Genomic DNA, 19006 nt, shown 5'->3' with positions numbered 1-19006 from the left:
GGAACCAGACCCTAGACCGGCCTGTCGCGGCTGAGGAGGGCGCACCAGCGGCACACAGGCGCACCGGCACCAGCGCATGCCCCCGGCGTCTGTCGCACAGGGCGCACCCCGCGCACACCCTCCCCCACCACCGGCCCCACCGGTGTGCGGAGCACCACAGTGCCCCGCGTTCACCCGTTCTCCGCCTGGAACATCCAATGGTGCTTCTCGAGGTCCGCGGTGATCCCCAGGAATATGTCCTGGCTCACCGGGTCGGCCTCGGCGGTGGCGACCACCCGCTCGCGCATGGCTCCGATCACCGCCCCCAGGGCGGCCACCAGCGTGCCCACCGCATCCGTGTCCTTGACCCAGCCCTGGGGCACAGAGCCGATGCCACTGCCCTGGGCGACCGTCGGGGCCCGCCCGTCGGGCGGGACCCCCAGGGCCGAGGACCGTTCCGCGACGGTGTCGGAGTGCCGGCGTGCACTGTCCACGACCTCGTCGAGTTGCAGGTGGATGGAGCGGAAGCGCGGTCCGATCACGTTCCAGTGCACCTGCTTCGCCACCAGGGAGAGGTCGACCAGATCGACCAGGGCTCCCTGCAGCGCCTCCGAGACGATTTTGAGGTCCGTGTCGGACAGCGGGCTCTTCACGACGTACATCGGCATCCTCCGCATGCGTTCGTGTGGCCCCGAGCCCCCCTTCCACCATGGCCGCACCGTCGGGGCGCGGCAAACGGGGCCGTATGGCCGCACGGCCCTCACACGGGCGGCCGAAGCACGGGACCGGCTCGCGCGCCGCTCACCGGAGGAACGCGCCAGGTGACGGCACCCGGACGCGCGAGAGCCCCGGCGCGGCCTCCCCGGTCTCCCGGAGAAGCCCTGGCCAGGGCTCTTCCACACGTTGCCACCTCACCCACCCACGCGAGTGTCAGGCGGCGACCACGTCCACTGCCTCGGCAGGCGCCTTGATCGTGACCCGTTCCGGTGGGACACCGGCGACGGACACGGAGTTGAGCATGGGACGACGTACCGGTGCGGGCACCGGTTCGGGTGCCGCTGCCGACTGTGCCAACTCGGCGAGCGCGAGCTCGTCGCTCACTTCCCGCATGAGCTCGGACATCCGTACGTCCAGCGCGTCGCAGATCGCGGAGAGCAGCTCGGAGGACGCCTCCTTCTGCCCCCGCTCCACCTCGGAGAGATAGCCGAGCGAAACTCGGGCGGACGAGGAGACTTCGCGCAGAGTACGGCCCTGGCGCTGGCGCTGCCGACGCAGCACGTCACCCAGCAGGCGACGGAGCAGAATCATCGGTGGCTCCCTCCTCGGACCGCGAAACCGCATCCTTCACGCCCCACCGTACCGCCTCGCGCCGCGGCCGTGCGGGGAGCGCTGTTGTGTTCACTCAGGGCTGCAAACATCAAGTCCCCCCGTTCTGTTCCGTATCCTGTGCCCGCTCATTCCCAGTCTGTTCGCCCGCAAGCTCCCTGAGGAGCAGTGCGAGCACGCTCCGTACACTCTCCATACGGATTTCCGCGCGGTCGCCGTTCAACCGCAGCGAGACCACTTTGCCGCCACCGAGTTCGTCGGAAACCTCTTCGAACGGCCCGTGCACCGCGACGAAGACCGTACCGACCGGCTGCCCGTCCTGGGGGTCCGGCCCGGCCACACCGGTCGTCGCCAGCCCCCAGTCGGCACCGAGCGCCTTGCGCACACCGGCCGCCATCTGCGCCGCGACCTGCGGATCCACCGCTCCGCGTGCCTCCAGAAGGGTGGCGTCGACCCCGAGGACGTCCCGCTTCAGATCCGTGGCGTAGGCGGTCACGGAACCCCGGAAGGCCCGGGAGGCCCCGGCCACCGCTGTGATCTCCGCGGCCACCAGGCCACCGGTCAGCGACTCCGCGACGGCGAGCGTCTCGCCTCTCACTGTGAGTAGTCGCACGATCTCGGCGGCCCGGTGGTTCACCCCTGGGCCTCCTCGGGCGACGTCCGTCGCTCGGCGATCCCGCGTCTGCGCAGCACGATGGCCTGTCTCACATAGTCGAGTCCGGTGACGACGGTCAGCACGATCGCTGCGGCCATCACCCAGTACCGCAGCGTCGCGAGCCAGCCTGTGAGCGCCAGCACATACATGCCGACGGCCACTCCCTGCGTCAGCGTCTTCAGCTTGCCGCCACGGCTCGCCGGAATGACTCCGTAGCGGATCACCAGGAAGCGGAGCAGTGTGATGCCGAGCTCACGCCCGAGGATCACCACCGTCACCCACCACGGCAGGTCCCCGAGCCCGGACAGACAGATCAGCGCCGCACCCATGATCGCCTTGTCGGCGATCGGGTCGGCGATCTTCCCGAAGTCCGTGACGAGGTTGTACGTGCGGGCCAGATGCCCGTCGAAGAGGTCGGTGATCATGGCGATGGCGAAGGCCGCCCAGGCTAGCGAGCGCCAGGCCGGGTCGTAACCGCCCTCCGCCAGCATCAGCGCGACAAAACCCGGCACGAGGAGCAGCCGGAGCATCGTCAGAAGATTGGCGACGTTCCAGACGCTGGCCTGGTTGACCGCGGCCGCCGTCAGTTTGCCGCCTCGCGCCTGGCGCGCGCCCTCCTGGTCGCCGGAGGTGTCCGCGTCGGTCCTGGCCGCCTGATGGCCGGACGCGCCCTTGGCCGCCCTTGCACCGGTCAGGCCGGGCGGCCCCGAGCCTCCTGGCCCGGATGCTCCACGCGCGGCCGAGGAGCCACCCGCCGCGGATGCCGGGATTCCCGTCATCTGCCCGCCTCCTCAGGACCGAGCGAACTCGCGAGCGGCTCGGCCACCAGATCGACACCCTCCGTACCGACCACCTTCGCCTCGACCATACGGCCGACCCGCAGGCCCTCGCGCCCGGTGAACAGCACCTGCCCGTCCGTCTCGGGCGCCTGGTGCGCGGCGCGGCCGTAGGCGCCGTCCTCGTCGTCCACCGACTCCACGAGCACCTGCAGGGTCTCACCGACGCGCTCCTCGGCGCGCTGGGACACCAGCTCCTCGGCCAGCTGGGAGATGTGGGCCAGCCGCTCGGCCACGACGTCCTCGTCCAGCTTGTTGTCGTAGGTCGCGGCCTCGGTGCCCTCCTCGTCGGAGTAGCCGAAGACGCCGATGGCGTCCAGCCGCGCACCGTTCAGGAAGCGCTCGAGTTCGGCGAAGTCGGCCTCGGACTCACCGGGGAAGCCCACGATGAAGTTGGACCGCACGCCAGCCTCTGGGGCCTTGCTCCTGATGGTGTGCAGCAGCTCGAGGAAGCGGTCGGTGTCGCCGAAGCGGCGCATGGCGCGCAGCACGTCGGGCGCCGAGTGCTGGAAGGACAGGTCGAAGTAGGGCGCGACCTTCGGGGTCGAGGTCAGCACATCGATCAGGCCGGGCCGCATCTCCGCCGGCTGGAGGTAGCTGACGCGGACACGCTCGATGCCGTCCACGTCCGCGAGCTCGGGCAGCAGGGACTCCAGGAGACGGATGTCACCCAGGTCCTTGCCGTAGGAGGTGTTGTTCTCGGAGACCAGCATGATCTCCTTCACGCCCTGTTCGGCCAGCCAGCGCGTTTCGTTCAGCACGTCGCTCGGGCGGCGTGAGATGAAGGAGCCACGGAAGGACGGGATGGCGCAGAAGGAGCAGCGCCGGTCGCAGCCGGAGGCGAGCTTCACGGAGGCGACCGGGGAGCCGTCCAGGCGGCGCCGAAGGGGCGCGCGGGGGCCCGAGGCCGGGGCGAGGCCCTCGGGGAGGTCCACGGGCCCGTGTCCGGGCAGCGCGACCGCCGCGGCGGACTCCTGCCGCTCGGCCGGGCTGATCGGCAGCAGCTTGCGCCGGTCGCGGGGGGTGTGGGAGGCGTGGATGCCGCCGTTCAGGATGGTCTGGAGGCGGTCGGAGATGTCCGCGTAGTCGTCGAAGCCGAGGACGCCGTCGGCCTCCGGGAGGGCCTCGGCCAGTTCCTTGCCGTACCGCTCGGCCATGCAGCCCACCGCCACGACGGCCTGTGTTCTCCCGTGGCCCTTGAGGTCGTTGGCCTCCAGCAGGGCGTCCACGGAGTCCTTCTTCGCGGCCTCGACGAAGCCACAGGTGTTCACGACCGCGACGTCGGCGGCCTCGGCGTCCTCCACGAGCTGCCAGCCGTCCGCCTCCAAACGGCCTGCGAGCTCCTCCGAGTCCACCTCGTTACGGGCGCAGCCAAGGGTGACGAGTGCGACGGTACGGCGTTCAGGCATGGGCTCAAGACTACTTCGTCCCGCTGACGGCCCACGTCGACGGGGTTGGCCGATCTTGGCCAACCCCGTGTGTTCCTGTCCGTTCAGTACCGCTCGGGCACCTCACAGGTGCCCGAGCGGGTCGCGTCAGCCCGCGACGGGGTCGCCCTGCGTGTAGGTCAGACGCTCGACCTGTCCGGGCTGGAAGTCGTCCTGGATCTTCTTGCCGTTGACGTACAGCTCTATGGCCCCCGCGTCGCCGAGGACCAGGTCGATCTTCTCCTTGTCCTGGAAGGTCTGCGAGTCGCCCTTCTCCAGCAGCCCGTCGAACATCGTCCGGCCGTTGTGGTCCTTGGCGGAGATCCAGCTGCGGCCGTCGGTGGCGCTCACCTGGACGGTCACCTTGTCCCGGGGTGCCGCCGCGATGGCACTGTCGGACGGCTCGGGCTTCTGCTCGGCCGGCTTGCTGGTCTTCGGCGTGGGCGAGGCGGACTTGCTCGTCGACGGCTTGGAGCCCTCGGCGACCTGCGTCTTGCCGACGTCCCCGCCGTCGGAGCCCTTGACGACGGTGAAGCCGACGAAGCCGATCACGGCGACGATCGCCGCGACCATGGCAGCGGTCCAGTTGGGCCCGCGCCGCTCGGGGCGGATGCGCTCCGCCTCGAAGAGCGGGGTGGCCGGGGTGGGAGTGCTGCGGCGTTCACCGTGCTCGGCGGCGAACTGCTCCAGCAGCGGAGCCGGGTCGAGATGCACAGCCTGCGCGAGCGTGCGAATGTGCCCCCGGGCGTACACCGCGCCGCCGCAGGGGGCGAAGTTGTCCTGTTCGATCGCTTGCACGATGGGGGCACGGACACGGGTGGCGTTGCTGATGTCGTCGACGGTCAGCCCGGCCGCGATACGCGCCTGCTGCAGGGCTCGGCCGATCGAGACGTGCTCCGACGCCGTGGCGTCGTCGCGATCGATTTCGAGCGGACGCTCGTCCTCGGGGGAGTTGCCGTCAGGGGAGTTGCCGATGGACACGGGGGCGCCTTTCGAGCGTTGAGCCACCTGTGCTGGAAGTTCAGTCTAGGGGGGTTACGAAAGGGTGGGGCAACCGGGCGGTATGACTTTGTACGCCATCAGAATGGCCGGTCATCCTGATGCTGGGACATGTACCTGTCCCCTCCCTCAACTTGACGTACGCGGGCGGGAAACGGTTGCTCACGGATCACTTACGAGTCGGTCACGGTCGGGCTTCCGGGCGCGTCACCCGACGCGGGCGGACACACCCGGTCGGCCCACTCGTACGGCCAACCGGAACCGCACACATCCCTAGGAAGGAGACTCCCCACGGATCAGGGCGAGCACTCCGTCCAGTTCGTCAGGTTTCACAAGAACGTCACGAGCCTTCGAACCCTCGCTCGGACCGACGATGTTCCGCGACTCCATGAGGTCCATCAGCCTTCCCGCCTTGGCGAAGCCCACGCGCAGCTTTCGCTGGAGCATCGAGGTGGAGCCGAACTGCGTGGAGACGACCAGTTCCGCCGCCTGGCACAGCAGGTCGAGGTCGTCGCCGATGTCCTCGTCGATCTCCTTCTTCTGCTTCGTGCCGACCGTGACGTCCTCCCGGAAGACGGGCGCCATCTGGTCCTTGCAGTGCTGGACGACCGCCGCGACCTCGTCCTCGGTCACGAACGCGCCCTGCATGCGCGTCGGCTTGTTCGCCCCCATCGGCAGGAAGAGACCGTCGCCCTTGCCGATCAGCTTCTCGGCGCCGGGCTGGTCGAGGATGACCCGCGAGTCGGCGAGGGAGGAGGTGGCGAAGGCGAGCCGGGAGGGCACGTTCGCCTTGATCAGACCGGTCACAACGTCCACGGACGGCCGCTGGGTGGCGAGCACCAGGTGGATGCCGGCCGCCCGGGCGAGCTGGGTGATCCGCACGATCGCGTCCTCGACGTCGCGCGGCGCGACCATCATCAGGTCGGCCAGCTCGTCGACGATCACCAGCAGATACGGGTAGGGCTGAAGTTCGCGTTCACTGCCCTCGGGCGCCTTGACCTTGCCGTCCCGGATGGCCGCGTTGAAGTCGTCGATGTGCCGGAAACCGAAGGCCGCGAGGTCGTCGTAGCGCAGGTCCATCTCGCGCACCACCCACTGGAGCGCCTCCGCGGCCCGCTTGGGGTTGGTGATGATCGGGGTGATCAGGTGCGGAATGCCCTCGTACGCGGTCAGCTCGACCCGCTTGGGGTCGACCAGGACCATGCGAACGTCCTCCGGGGTGGCCCGCATCATGATCGAGGTGATCAGGCAGTTGATGCAGGACGACTTGCCGGAACCGGTGGCGCCGGCGACCAGCACGTGCGGCATCTTCGCGATGTTGGCCATCACGTAGCCGCCCTCGACGTCCTTGCCGAGCGCGACCAGCATCGGGTGGTCGTCCTCGGCGGCCGCCGCGAGGCGCAGCACGTCGCCGAGGTTGACCATCTCGCGGTCGGTGTTGGGGATCTCGATGCCGACCGCGGACTTGCCGGGGATCGGGCTGATGATCCGCACATCGGGGCTGGCGACGGCGTACGCGATGTTCTTGGCGAGCGCGGTGATCCGTTCGACCTTCACGGCGGGACCCAGCTCGACCTCGTAGCGGGTGACCGTCGGGCCGCGGGTGAAGCCGGTGACGGCCGCGTCGACCTTGAACTCGGTGAAGACGTTCGTGAGCGAGGCGACGACGGCGTCGTTGGCGGCGCTGCGCGCCTTGCCGGGGCCGCCGCGCTCCAGGAGGTCCAGGGACGGCAGGGCGTAGGTGATGTCCCCGGAGAGCTGGAGCTGCTCGGCCCGCGGCGGAAGCCCGCGGGAATCCTCCGGCGCGGCCTTGGTCAGGTCCGGTACGGAGTCGACCGGGAGCTTCTCCTGCTGGGGGCGCGCGGCGGGTACCGGCGTCGGCGTCGGCTCCGCCCGGTCGCCCACGCTCACGCCCTGGGTGAGGTCGGCGACGATGGGGGACGGCGGCATGCCGTGCAGGACGGCGCCGTCCAGGGCTGCGGCGGCCGCAGCGGCGACGTCCACGGCGTCCATCTCCCGGCCCATGGCCGGCTGCACCGAGGGGCGGCGAGGCCGGTTGCGACGCCGGGAGAGCGCCTCCCGTTCGGCCCCGTCCGGGTCGTACGCTTCGGGGCCGGCGGATCCGTTGCGCCGGGAGCGCGGCAGCGCCTCGCGCCACTGTTCGTCGTAGCGCTGGTCGTCGTCTCCGACAGCGTCGTCCTGCAGGTCGTGCAGGATCCCGAGCTTCACGCCGAGCAGCCGGAGCCGCTGCGGGATGGCGGTCACCGGTGTGGCGGTGACGACGAGCAGACCGAAGAACGTGAGCAGGACGAGGATCGGTACGGCGAGGGCGTCCCCCATGGCGTACGACAGCGGGGTGGCCGCGCCCCAGCCGATGAGTCCGCCGGCGTCCCTTATCGCCTGCATGCCGTCGCTGCGCGCGGGCGCGCCGCACGCGATGTGCACCTGGCCGAGCACACCGATGACGAGGGCGGACAGGCCGATGACGATACGGCCGTTGGCCTCGGGACGCTCCGGATGCAGGATCAGCCGCACGGCCATACCGCCGAGCAGCAGCGGCACGAGCAGGTCGAGGCGGCCGAAGGCGCCGGTCACCAGGATCTCCACGAGGTCGCCGACGGGACCACGCAGGCTGGCCCACGTACCCGCGGCGACGACCATCGACAGGGCGAACAGCAGCAGCGCCAGGCCGTCCTTGCGGTGCGCCGGGTCGAGCCCCTTCGCGCCCCGCCCTATGCCGCGGAACGTGGCTCCCACGGCATGCGCGAGCCCCAGCCAGAGAGCGCGTACGAGTCGGTAGACCCCCGCCGTCGGGTTCGGCGCGGGCGCCGGGGCCGGCTTCTTGGCCGGTGCCTTGCGGGCGGGCGCCTTCTTCGCGACGGCCTTCTTCGCGGGGGCCTGCTTCGCCGGAGCCTTCCTCGGAGCGGCCGCCTTCTTGGCGGGCGACTTCTTGGCTGCGGGACGTGGGGCCATGAGTGTGAGGTTACCGGTGGAGGCGACACGGGACACGCGTGCCCACTGCTTCACCCGTTCGTGTCGCCACGAGCGAGGCGCGAAACTGACGCGGGCTCAAACGGCCGTCGCACACGGTCATCCGGCCGCTCCGCGGGGCAAAGCCCCGACCCGCGGAGCGGACCGGCTTGTCAGCTCTGGGACGGCACCGACGGCGCGCCGCTGCCCGTGCCCGGCTCGAGGGCGTCCAGCGCCCTGCGAAGGCCGGTGAGTTTGCGTTCGAGATGGGCTGCGGTCGCCACCGCCGCCGCGTCCGCCGAGTCGTCGTCGAGCTGCTTGGACAGCGCCTCGGCCTGCTCCTCGACCGCCGCGAGTCGTGCGGAGAGCTCGGCGAGGAGTCCGGCGGGCTCCTTGCTCGCGCCGACCGCGGACTTGCCGCCGCCCTCCAACTGGAGCCGCAGCAGGGCCGCCTGCTCGCGCAGTTGGCAGTTCTTCATGTAGAGCTCGACGAACACCGAGACCTTGGCCCGCAGCACCCACGGATCGAACGGCTTGGAGATGTAGTCCACCGCTCCCGCCGCATACCCGCGGAACGTGTGGTGCGGGCCGTGGTTGATGGCCGTCAGGAAGATGATCGGGATATCCCTGGTGCGCTCCCGGCGCTTGATGTGCGCTGCGGTCTCAAAACCGTCCATACCCGGCATCTGGACGTCCAGCAGAATGACCGCGAAGTCGTCCGTCAGCAGTGCCTTGAGCGCTTCCTCCCCGGACGATGCCCTGACCAGCGTCTGATCGAGCGCGGAGAGAATGGCCTCCAGCGCCAGCAGATTCTCCGGCCGGTCATCGACCAGGAGGATCTTGGCCTTCTGCACCATGGGCCGCCCTCCTCGCCCCGGCTTGGGGCCTCCCCTGTCCTCAGGACTCGGGGTGACGCCACCCGGCACCACCCCAGGGGACGACTCCCTTGCGCCGCCCGTCCTTGTGCCGGTCATCGTAGCCGCACCCCGCCCGTCGCCACACCCTGTCACCGAGATGTCACTGTGCACGTAGCAGAAACGCAGCAGGAGACCGGAAGGTTCCCCGTACACCGCACTTCTACACGGCGTCGGCCACACTCAGTCAGCAACTCGGTGTGAACTTTGAGGATCGCCTTCAATGGTCACGCATCCACTGTTCCATCACGGCCAGCAGGTGATCGGGGTCGACCGGCTTGGTCACATAGTCCGAGGCGCCCGACTCGATGGCCTTCTCCCGGTCGCCCTTCATCGCCTTCGCCGTCAGTGCAACAATCGGCAGGCCCGCGAACTGCGGCATCCGCCGGATTGCCGTCGTCGTGGCGTAGCCGTCCATCTCGGGCATCATGATGTCCATCAGGACGACGGCGACATCGTCGTGCTGCTCCAGGACCTCGATGCCCTCCCGGCCGTTCTCGGCGTACAGCACCGACAGACCGTGCTGCTCCAGAACACTGGTGAGGGCGAAGACGTTGCGAATGTCGTCGTCGACGATCAACACCTTCTCGCTGTCGAACCGCACGCTCTGCCGTGGCACGACACCTTCCTGCTGGTCCCCTGCCCACTGCTCCTGTCCCTGCCCGGCGACCGAACGCTGCGGGGCCGCGGAGACCGCCCTGCGCCGGCGCCGGAAGAGCGCCGCGGGGCCGTTCTGGGTCTCCTGGTACGACTTCACCTCGGCCGGGGTCTCGATGTCCGGCGCACCCGGCTCCGCCTCCGAGGCCAGCAGCTCGTCCGCCGCCATGGCGGGCGCGAGCTGCGCGTAGCCGTGCGGGGGCAGTTCGCTCGGGTGAAGCGGCAGGTACAGAGTGAACGTGGAGCCGCGTCCGGGTTCGCTCTGCGCGTGGATCTCCCCGCCGAGCAGCCGCGCGATCTCCCGGGAGATGGACAGCCCGAGGCCCGTACCGCCGTACTTGCGGCTGGTGGTGCCGTCCGCCTGCTTGAACGCCTCGAAGATCACCCGCATCTTGCTGGCCGCGATCCCGATGCCGGTGTCGGCCACGGAGAACGCGATCACATCCGCGTCCGCGTCCCGCAGCGAACCCGCCTCCAGGAGCTGCTCCCGGATGGCCACCGGGACGTCGTTGCCCGCAGGGCGGATCACCAGCTCCACGGCGCCGGTGTCGGTGAACTTCACCGCGTTGGAGAGCAGGTTGCGCAGCACCTGAAGGAGGCGCTGTTCGTCGGTGTGCAGCGTGGCGGGCAGCTCGGGCGAGACCCGGACGGAGAAGTCCAGTCCCTTCTCCGCGGTCAGCGGCCGGAAGGTCGCCTCCACGTAGTCGACGAGCTGGACGAGCGCGATACGCGTCGGGGAGACGTCCATCTTGCCCGCCTCGACCTTCGACAGGTCGAGGATGTCGTTGATGAGCTGGAGCAGGTCGGATCCCGCACCGTGAATGGTCTCGGCGAACTCGACCTGCTTGGGCGAGAGGTTGCCCTCGGCGTTGTCGGCGAGCAACTTGGCCAGGATCAGCAGGGAGTTGAGCGGCGTACGCAGCTCGTGCGACATGTTGGCCAGGAACTCGCTCTTGTAGCGCATGGAGACCGCGAGCTGCTCGGCGCGCTCCTCGAGGACCTGCCGCGCCTCCTCGATCTCGGTGTTCTTGACCTCGATGTCGCGGTTCTGCTGGGCCAGCAGCTCCGCCTTCTCCTCCAGTTCGGCGTTGGACGACTGCAGGGCCTTCTGCCGGTTCTCCAACTCGGCCGACCGCTCCCGCAGTTGCTCGGTCAGCTCCTGCGACTGCTTCAGCAGCACCTCGGTCTTGGTGTTGACGGAGATGGTGTTGACGCTCGTCGCGATCATCTCGGCGATCTGGTTCAGGAAGTCCTTCTGGATCTGCGTGAACGGGGTGAAGGAGGCCAGCTCGATCACACCGAGCACCTTGCCCTCGAAGAGCACCGGAAGGACGATCACCTGCGCGGGCGGTGCCTCACCGAGCCCGGAGGAGATCTTCAGATAACCGCTCGGCGCGTTCTCCACGAGGATCGTGCGCTTCTCCTTGGCCGCGGTCCCGATGAGCGCCTCGCCCGGCCGGAACGACGTCGGCATGGAGCCCATGGAGTAGCCGTACGACCCCTGCATGCGCAGCTCGTACGCCTCGTCCGCCTCGGCGGCCAGGTCCTTGCCGTCGACCAGCGGCATCGCGAGGAAGAACGCGCCGTGCTGGGCGGACACCACCGGCGTCAGCTCGCTCATGATCAGCGACGCCACGTCCTCCAGGTCGCGGCGGCCCTGCATCAGCGCGGAGATCCGTGCCAGGTTGCCCTTCAGCCAGTCCTGCTCCTTGTTCGCGATCGTGGTGTCGCGCAGGTTGGCGATCATCTTGTTGATGTAGTCCTGAAGCTCCTGGATCTCGCCGGAGGCGTCCACGTCGATCTTCAGGTTGAGGTCACCGCGGGTCACCGCGGTCGCCACGCGCGCGATGGCGCGCACCTGCCGGGTCAGGTTCCCGGCCATCTCGTTCACCGACTCGGTCAGGTCGCGCCAGGTGCCGTCGACGTCCCGGACGCGCGCCTGTCCGCCGAGCTGTCCTTCCGTACCCACCTCGCGGGCGACCCTCGTGACCTCCTCGGCGAACGAGGAGAGCTGGTCGACCATGGTGTTGATGGTGGTCTTCAGCTCGAGGATCTCGCCGCGGGCATCGATGTCGATCTTCTTGGTCAGGTCGCCCTTGGCGATGGCCGTGGTGACCATGGCGATGTTCCGCACCTGACCGGTGAGGTTGGACGCCATCTGGTTCACGGACTCGGTGAGGTCCTTCCATGTGCCGGCCACACCCGGGACGTGCGCCTGGCCGCCGAGGATGCCGTCCGTGCCCACCTCACGGGCCACCTTGGTGACCTGGTCGGCGAACGAACTCAGCGTCTTCACCATCGTGTTGAAGGTGTCGGCGAGCTGGGCGACCTCACCACGCGCCTCGATCGTCACCGTCCGTGTCAGGTCGCCGTTGGCGACGGCCGCGGCGACCTGGGAGATGTTGCGCACCTGAGTGGTCAGGTTGTTGGCCATCAGGTTGACGTTGTCGTTGAGGTCCTTCCAGATGCCCGTGACACCGGGGACGTGGGCCTGGCCGCCGAGGATGCCCTCGGTGCCCACCTCACGGGCCACCCGCGTCACCTGCTCGGCGAAGGACGACAGCTGGTCCACCATCGTGTTGACGGTGGTGACGAGCTCGAGGATCTCGCCCTTGGCGTCGACGGTGATCTTCTTGGACAGGTCGCCCTTGGCGACCGCGGTCGTGACCTCGGCGATGTTGCGCACCTGAATGGTGAGGTTGTTCGCCATGAAGTTCACGGACTGGGTGAGGTCCTTCCAGGTGCCGGAGACACCCTGGACCTCCGCCTGGCCGCCGAGGATCCCCTCGGTGCCCACCTCGCGGGCCACCCGAGTCACCTGCTCGGCGAAGTTGGACAGCTGGTCCACCATCGTGTTGAGGGTGTTCTTCAGCTCCAGGATCTCGCCGCGCGCGTCCACGTCGATCTTCTGCGACAGGTCACCACGGGCCACCGCCGTCGCGACCTGCGCGATGTTGCGCACCTGGGTGGTGAGGTTGCCGGCCATGCCGTTCACGGAATCGGTCAGGTCGCGCCACACGCCTGCCACACCCGGCACCTGCGCCTGACCGCCCAGCCGGCCTTCGGTGCCCACCTCGCGGGCCACCCGCGTCACCTGCTCGGCGAAGGCGGAGAGCTGGTCCACCAGGTTGTTGATGGTGTTCTTCAGCTCCAGGATCTCGCCCCGGGCGTCCACGTCGATCTTCTGCGACAGGTCACCACGGGCCACCGCCGTCGTCACCTGGGCGATCTGCCTCACCTGGGAGGTGAGGTTGCCGGCCATGAAGTTGACGGAGTCGGTGAGTTCCTTCCAGGTTCCGCTGACGCCCGGCACCACGGCCTGGCCGCCCAGGCGGCCCTCGGTGCCCACGTCCCGCGCCATGCGTGTGACCTGGTCGGCGAAGGCGGACAGCTGGTCCACCATCGTGTTCACGGTGTTCTTCAGCTGGAGCATCTCGCCGGAGACGTCCACGGTGACCTTCTGCGACAGATCGCCGTTGGCCACCGCCGTCGTCACCTGCGCGATGTTGCGGACCTGGCCGGTGAGGTTGCGGAACGCGGTGTTGACGGAGTCCGTGAGGTCCTTCCAGGTGCCCGCGGCACCCGTGACCTGGGCCTGGCCGCCCAGCTCACCCTCGTCGCCGATCTCCCGCGCCACGCGCGTGACCTCGGAACCGAAGGCCGACAGCTGGTCCACCATCCCGTTGACGGTGTTCTTCAGCTCCAGCATCTCGCCTGCGACGTCGACGGTGACCTTCTGCGACAGGTCACCGCTGGCCACCGCCGTCGTCACGGCGGCGATGTCCCGCACCTGGGTGGTCAGGTTCCGGAAGACCGTGTTCACCGAATCGGTGAGGTCCTTCCACGTTCCCGCCGCACCCGGCACGTTCGCCTGCCCGCCGAGCTGGCCCTCGGCGCCGACCTCGTTGGCGACACGGGTGACCTCGTCCGCAAACGTCCGCAGCGTCTCGGTCATCTGGTTGATCGTCTCGGCGAGCTGCGCGACCTCGCCGCGCGCCGACACCGTCACCTTCTGCGACAGGTCGCCGTTGGCGACCGCGGTGGTCACCTGGGCGATCCCGCGCACCTGGGCGGTCAGATTGCCGGCCATCAGGTTCACCGAATCGGTGAGGTCCTTCCACACGCCGGCCACACCGGGCACCTGCGCCTGGCCGCCCAGCTCCCCCTCCGTGCCCACCTCGCGGGCCACCCGGGTCACCTCGGAGGAGAAGGAGGAGAGCTGGTCCACCATCGTGTTGACGGTTTCCTTCAGCTCCAGCATCTCGCCGGCCACGTGAACGGTGACCTTCCGGGACAGATCACCCTTGGCGACCGCCGTGGTCACCAGGGCGATGTCCCGCACCTGGGCGGTCAGCCGGTACGCCATCGTATTGACCGAATCCGTGAGGTCCTTCCATGAACCGGACATACCGCGCACCCGGGCCTGCCCGCCCAGCTTGCCCTCGGTACCCACCTCACTGGCCACCCGCGTGACCTCGTCGGTGAACGTCGACAGCTGGTCGACCAGATTGTTGACCGTACGGCCGACCTTCAGGAACTCACCTCGCAACGGATGCCCGGTCCCCTCCGGACCCGGGGCCCGCAACTCCATCCGCGGCGACAGATCACCCTCGGCGACCGCGGACAGCACCCGGCTGACCTCGGAGACCGGGCGGGCGAGATCGTCGACGAGCGCGTTCGAGGCGTCGATGGCGGCCGCCCATGAGCCTTCGCAGGCCCCCGTCTCCAGCCGCTCCGTGAGCTTGCCCTCACGCCCGACCATGCGCCGCACCCGCGACAGCTCACCGGTCAGATGCAGATTCCGGTCGGCGACCTCGTTGAAGACGGCCGCGATCTCGGCCATCACCCCGTCGCCGGTGACCGTCAGCCGCTTGCGGAAATTGCCGTCCCTCATGGACACCAGAGCCGCCAGCAGCCTGTTCAGGGCCGCCGTGTCCACCGAGGTGGTTCCATTGCGTTCTTTGCGCTGGTTGCTCAGGGACTGTCCGCCTTTTGCGCGCGTCTTCGTGCTCCGCGTCGCTTCGCCAGACTCCACTGTGTCCCTCCCGCAGGGGTCGACCATCACTGCTGTGCTCAGGTGTACCGCTCGCCGTACCGGTTACTGGTGCCTGGTGCCGCCCTGTGTATCAGGCACACGCGCGTGCTCCTGCCCGGCGTGGCCAAAGACACTCTGTCTGCTCGGACCATCTCCAGAAGCTTGCCCAGTGTTTCACCATGCCTGAACCCGGCCATAACAGTTCGGCAGCTTCGCACACGCTCCGCACACCCTCCGGACGTAAACACAGCCAACCGGCATCCGCATGGACGGCGAAGGTAAGTAACCTTGCATCCGGCTGTCCAGCCGCACCGGTGCGACCGGCCTGGGCGGCGGCATGAGCACGAGCGGGCAGGCATCGGAGGGGCGCCTCACATGACCACCGGACTGCATCCCGGGGGACCACCCCAGGATCCCCGGCACGCGGGGAACGAGCAACTGCCTCGGCAGGAGCGGGTCGGCCCGGTAGCCCCGCACGTCGAGAACCGGACGAGGAGCTCTGTGATCACCGCGCGCGCGGCCGCCACCTTCGAACCCGTCGGACGGGCGGTCGCGACCGCCCGCTCCTTCGTACGCGACACCCTGCAGGGCTGGGGCTTCGCCGACATCGTCGACGACGCCGTCGTCCTGACCAGCGAGTTGGTCACCAACGCCGTCGTGCACGCGGGCACCGCCGCGGACGTCCTGTGCCTGCGCAGCGACGACGGAGTACGCATCGAGGTCGCCGACCGCTATCCGGAACGCGAGGTCCCGCTCCAGTCGGCCGCCGTCAACATGGGCCACCCCGATCGCGAGGGCGGCCGCGGCCTCCAGCTCTGCGCCGCCCTGGCCGGACGCTGGGGCGTGGAGTACACCCCCACGCACAAACAGGTCTGGTTCCAACTCGACCTCCCCGAGCGGCCGGTGGGCACCCGTGCGGCAGGACCCACCCTGCCCGCCGATCTTCTCCCGCTCGCCGACGCCCGGGTCCGCGTCGCCGTCGTCCAGATCGACCGCGGCGGCTCCATCACGGCCTGGAACGAGGACGCTGAGGAGCTCTTCGGCTACGCCGCCGAGCAGGTCACCGGAAAGCCGCTCACCGACCTCGCTGCCTGGCCGCACACCCCCGGCACCGGCACCGGCGTCGCCGAGGCCCTCCAGCTCTCGCGCTGGGAGGGCAGCTACGGCATCCGCGGCGCCGACGGCCGTGTCACCCCCGTCTACGCCTCCCATCTGCGCGTACGGGACGCCGCGGGCGACCCCTCCACGGTCTGCCTGCTCGTCCGCGACCATGAGCGCGCGGTCCTCCAGACCCCCCTGCGCGGACCGGCGCCCGACGCCTCCACCGGCCAGGACGGCCAGACCACTGATCCGTTCGAGGTCTTCATCGGCTCCCCGGCCCCGGACGACCTCGACGGCCTGCTGCAGCGCACGGTGGAACGCGCCCGCGACATGCTCGACGGCGACGCGGCCTTCCTGCTCCTCGCCACCGACGACGAGACGGAGCTCGAGGTACGCGCCTCCACGGGCCTGCCGTCCGCCCGCCAGCGCTTCGCCCGTGTCCCGGTCGAGGCGGGCCCCGGCCGCTACGGCTCGGCCCGCATGCCGGCCGTCCACGACGACCTGACGGCCGTCCCCGGCGCCGTGCCCCTGCTGTCCGGCACGGGCATGCGTTCGGTCGTGACGGTCCCGCTGAAGGTGGAGGGCAGGCTCACCGGCTCCCTCGGCGTGGCGGCCGAGGCCGCCACGCGCTACTCCAACGAAGAGGCCCTGCGGCTCCAGTTCGCGGCCGACCGGATCGCCCTCGCCGTGGAGTCGGCCCGGCTCGGTGAGCTCGAGCGCCTGCGTCGTGGCTCGCTCAGCTTCCTGGTCGAGGCCTCGGACCTCCTCGCCGGCACCCTGGACCGCGACCAGACGCTGGCGCTCATGGCGCAGATGACCATCCCGACCCTCGCCACCTGGTGTGCGGTGTACACGATCGCCGACCAGGCCTCGGAGCCCTATCTGTCCTACGTCCTGCACGAGGACGAGGAACGCATCGACGGCGTCAAGGCACTGCTGTCGAAGATCGCGCCGCCGGAGCCCATCCCCACGCCGGGCGCCAGGATCTGGACGGCCCCGGGGGAGGCGGCCCACCAGGCCGCGCTGCGCACCTCGATGCGGAGCCTGGGCCTCGGCGAAGCCCCGGCCCTCAGCTCCGGCATCGGCACGACGCTGGCAACCGCTTCGGCTGTCGGCGGCGAGACGGTCGTACTCCCCCTCGTGGCGCGCAACCGTGTCATCGGCATGCTGACCCTGGGCAAGCCGACGGACGAACACTTCCGCCAGGAAATCCTGGAACTTGCCGAGGACTTGAGCCGACGGGCCGCCCTCGCGCTGGACAACGCCCGGCTGTACTCGGAGCGCACGGCCATCAGCCAGTCCCTCCAGCGCAGCCTGCTCCCGCCCGAGCTCCCGCATGTCGACGGCGTCGAGGTGGAGGTCATCTACCGCGCGGCCGGCGAGGGCAACGAGGTCGGCGGCGACTTCTACGACCTGTTCCCGATCCGCGACGGCGCCTACGGCTTCGCCATCGGCGACGTCTGCGGTACGGGACCGGAGGCGGCGGCCGTCACGGGCCTGGCCCGCCACGCCCTCCGTCTGCTCGCCAGGGAGGGCTTCGGGGGTCCCGCGGTACTGGAGCGCCTGAACTCGGCGATCCTCGACGAGGGCGCCCGCAGCCGCTTCCTGACGCTCCTCTACGGCGAGTTGTGGCCGCAGGAGGACGGCAGCGCGTTGCTGAAGGTGGTGTGCGCCGGTCATCCCCTACCGCTGCGCCTGCGCCAGGACGGCTCGGTGGAACCGGCGGCTGAGCCCCAGCCGCTCCTCGGCGTCATGGAAGACCTGGACCTGTACGAGCAGACCGTGACGCTCGACCCGGGCGACGTCCTGCTCTGTGTGACGGACGGCGTCACCGAACGTCGCGAGGGCACCCGCATGTTGGGGGACGACGGCCTCGCGGACGTTCTGACCACCTGCACGGGCCTCACGGCGGGTGCGGTGGCGGCTCGCATCATGCGCGCGGTGGAACGCTTCGCGTCCGACGCCCCGTCCGACGACATGGCGATTCTCGCGATGCGCGTCCCGGGCCTTCCGAAGGACTGAGCAGACCCCCGGAAAACGAAGAAGGCCTCGCCCTGTTGGGCGAGGCCTTCTGCTGGAGCCCCCAAACGGAATCGAACCGTTGACCTTCTCCTTACCATGGAGACGCTCTGCCGACTGAGCTATAGGGGCCGGTTGCCTTCTCGAGGTATCCCCCGCCGCAACGGGATAGATCATACCCCGAACCGGAGTGTGCTCCCAACCATCAGCAGCAGCTCAGAAGGCCGGCTGGAGCAGCCCTCCAAGGGCATTGCACGCGGACACGATCCGATTCATCTCACGCTTCGTCAACGAGGCGTCCACCGGCAGGGAAAGTGTCTCGTCCGAGGCGAGTTCGGTCTCGGGCAGGCACACGTCGCGACGGAACCCCGGCATCCGGTGGACCGGCGTCTTCACCGGCACCCGGCACTCGACGCCCCTGGCTCGAAGGGCCTGGGCAAAAGCGTCCCGGTCCGGCCGTCCATTACCCGGAACCCGCACCACGTACTGCTGGTAGGTGTGACCGCCGCCGCTCTCGGGCGTACCCACGCCCCGCAGCCGCCGGTCGAGGTAGGCGGCCCGCTCACGACGCTGCGCGACCTCGGCATAGGGAGTCTCCGACTCACCCTGCTCCAGCACCAGGAGCCCGTGCCGCTGTCCGATCTCGTGCAGGCCGGCGACGTCGGCCGGATGCCCGAAGCGGTGGACGACGACGATCGCGGCGGTCTGCGCGCCGACCACGGCCTCGACGGCCGTGGGGGCAAGGCAGTACGTCGCCGGGTCTATGTCGGCGAAGACCGGCGTCGCGCCGGCCAGGGTCACGGCCTCGGCGACCTCGACGTTCCCGAAGGACGGCACGATGACCTCGTCACCGTGTCCAACTCCCGCGGCCCTGAGCATTCCTGCGGTACCCATGCTCCGGATGCTGGTGCGGCAAAGTGAACGAAAAGTGACGCCCAACACAAAAAAGCTGGTCCCCGAACCGAAGTTCGGGGACCAGCTCTGAAGAATTGTTCGGCGGTGTCCTACTCTCCCACAGGGTCCCCCCTGCAGTACCATCGGCGCTGAAAGGCTTAGCTTCCGGGTTCGGAATGTAACCGGGCGTTTCC

Annotated in this window: 11 protein-coding genes, 1 tRNA gene and 1 rRNA gene; 1 reads left to right on the top strand and 12 read right to left on the bottom strand. The window is 69.4% G+C overall.

What is annotated here, in order from left to right; genetic code table 11:
- Window positions 1-170 precede the first annotated feature (170 nt).
- The 9 genes from ADL25_RS35655 to ADL25_RS35615 all read right to left on the bottom strand — a co-directional run bounded on the left by ADL25_RS35655 (window position 171) and on the right by ADL25_RS35615 (window position 14798).
- On the bottom strand, window positions 171-641 hold the full coding sequence (locus tag ADL25_RS35655) for a Dps family protein (RefSeq protein WP_059132051.1): 471 nt from the start codon (window positions 639-641) through the stop codon (window positions 171-173).
- A 268-nt stretch (window positions 642-909) separates the two neighbouring features.
- Window positions 910-1287 carry a helix-turn-helix domain-containing protein gene (locus ADL25_RS35650; RefSeq protein ID WP_059132050.1) on the bottom strand — a complete coding sequence of 126 codons (378 nt, stop codon included), beginning with the start codon at window positions 1285-1287 and terminating at the stop codon, window positions 910-912.
- 109 nt (window positions 1288-1396) lie between these two features.
- On the bottom strand, window positions 1397-1942 hold the full coding sequence (locus ADL25_RS35645) for a CinA family protein (protein WP_059132049.1): 546 nt from the start codon (window positions 1940-1942) through the stop codon (window positions 1397-1399).
- Window positions 1939-2739 carry a CDP-diacylglycerol--glycerol-3-phosphate 3-phosphatidyltransferase gene (pgsA, locus tag ADL25_RS35640; protein WP_059132048.1) on the bottom strand — a complete coding sequence of 267 codons (801 nt, stop codon included), beginning with the start codon at window positions 2737-2739 and terminating at the stop codon, window positions 1939-1941. Before pgsA ends, ADL25_RS35645 begins: the two co-directional genes overlap by 4 nt.
- The gene (gene rimO / locus ADL25_RS35635) at window positions 2736-4205 is read right to left on the bottom strand and encodes a 30S ribosomal protein S12 methylthiotransferase RimO (protein ID WP_059132047.1); all 1470 of its coding nucleotides are present in this window, start codon (window positions 4203-4205) and stop codon (window positions 2736-2738) included. Before rimO ends, pgsA begins: the two co-directional genes overlap by 4 nt.
- Window positions 4206-4331: 126 nt before the next feature.
- Window positions 4332-5204, bottom strand: a complete 873-nt coding sequence (locus ADL25_RS35630) for a helix-turn-helix domain-containing protein (RefSeq protein WP_059132046.1) — start codon at window positions 5202-5204, stop codon at window positions 4332-4334.
- A 291-nt stretch (window positions 5205-5495) separates the two neighbouring features.
- Window positions 5496-8195 (bottom strand): DNA translocase FtsK, encoded by a 2700-nt coding sequence (locus ADL25_RS35625; protein WP_234381176.1) that lies wholly within the window; start codon window positions 8193-8195, stop codon window positions 5496-5498.
- 170 nt (window positions 8196-8365) lie between these two features.
- Window positions 8366-9049, bottom strand: coding sequence for a response regulator (locus ADL25_RS35620; RefSeq protein WP_059132044.1), 684 nt, complete (start codon window positions 9047-9049; stop codon window positions 8366-8368).
- Window positions 9050-9326: 277 nt separating this feature from the next.
- Complete coding sequence (locus tag ADL25_RS35615; protein ID WP_107116794.1) at window positions 9327-14798, bottom strand: HAMP domain-containing protein; 5472 nt, start codon at window positions 14796-14798, stop codon at window positions 9327-9329.
- Between the two features lie 375 nt (window positions 14799-15173).
- On the opposite strand from ADL25_RS35615, the gene ADL25_RS35610 reads away from it, so the two are divergent.
- Window positions 15174-17921: a SpoIIE family protein phosphatase gene (locus ADL25_RS35610; protein WP_059132042.1), complete on the top strand. Its 2748-nt coding sequence runs from the start codon at window positions 15174-15176 to the stop codon at window positions 17919-17921.
- 53 nt (window positions 17922-17974) lie between these two features.
- Here the strand turns inward: ADL25_RS35610 and ADL25_RS35605 are convergent.
- The 3 genes from ADL25_RS35605 to rrf form a co-directional block, all read right to left on the bottom strand.
- Window positions 17975-18050 (bottom strand) — tRNA-Thr (locus ADL25_RS35605).
- Between the two features lie 84 nt (window positions 18051-18134).
- Window positions 18135-18797 (bottom strand): DegT/DnrJ/EryC1/StrS family aminotransferase, encoded by a 663-nt coding sequence (locus tag ADL25_RS35600; protein WP_059132041.1) that lies wholly within the window; start codon window positions 18795-18797, stop codon window positions 18135-18137.
- Window positions 18798-18909: 112 nt separating this feature from the next.
- Window positions 18910-19006: ribosomal RNA gene (rrf, locus tag ADL25_RS35595) — 5S ribosomal RNA — on the bottom strand; the annotation flags it as partial.

It is taken from the genome of Streptomyces sp. NRRL F-5122, from assembly GCF_001507435.1.
In the GTDB taxonomy this organism is placed as follows: Bacteria; Actinomycetota; Actinomycetes; order Streptomycetales; family Streptomycetaceae; genus Streptomyces; species Streptomyces lannensis.
This window is presented reverse-complemented; position numbering and strand designations above follow the sequence as displayed.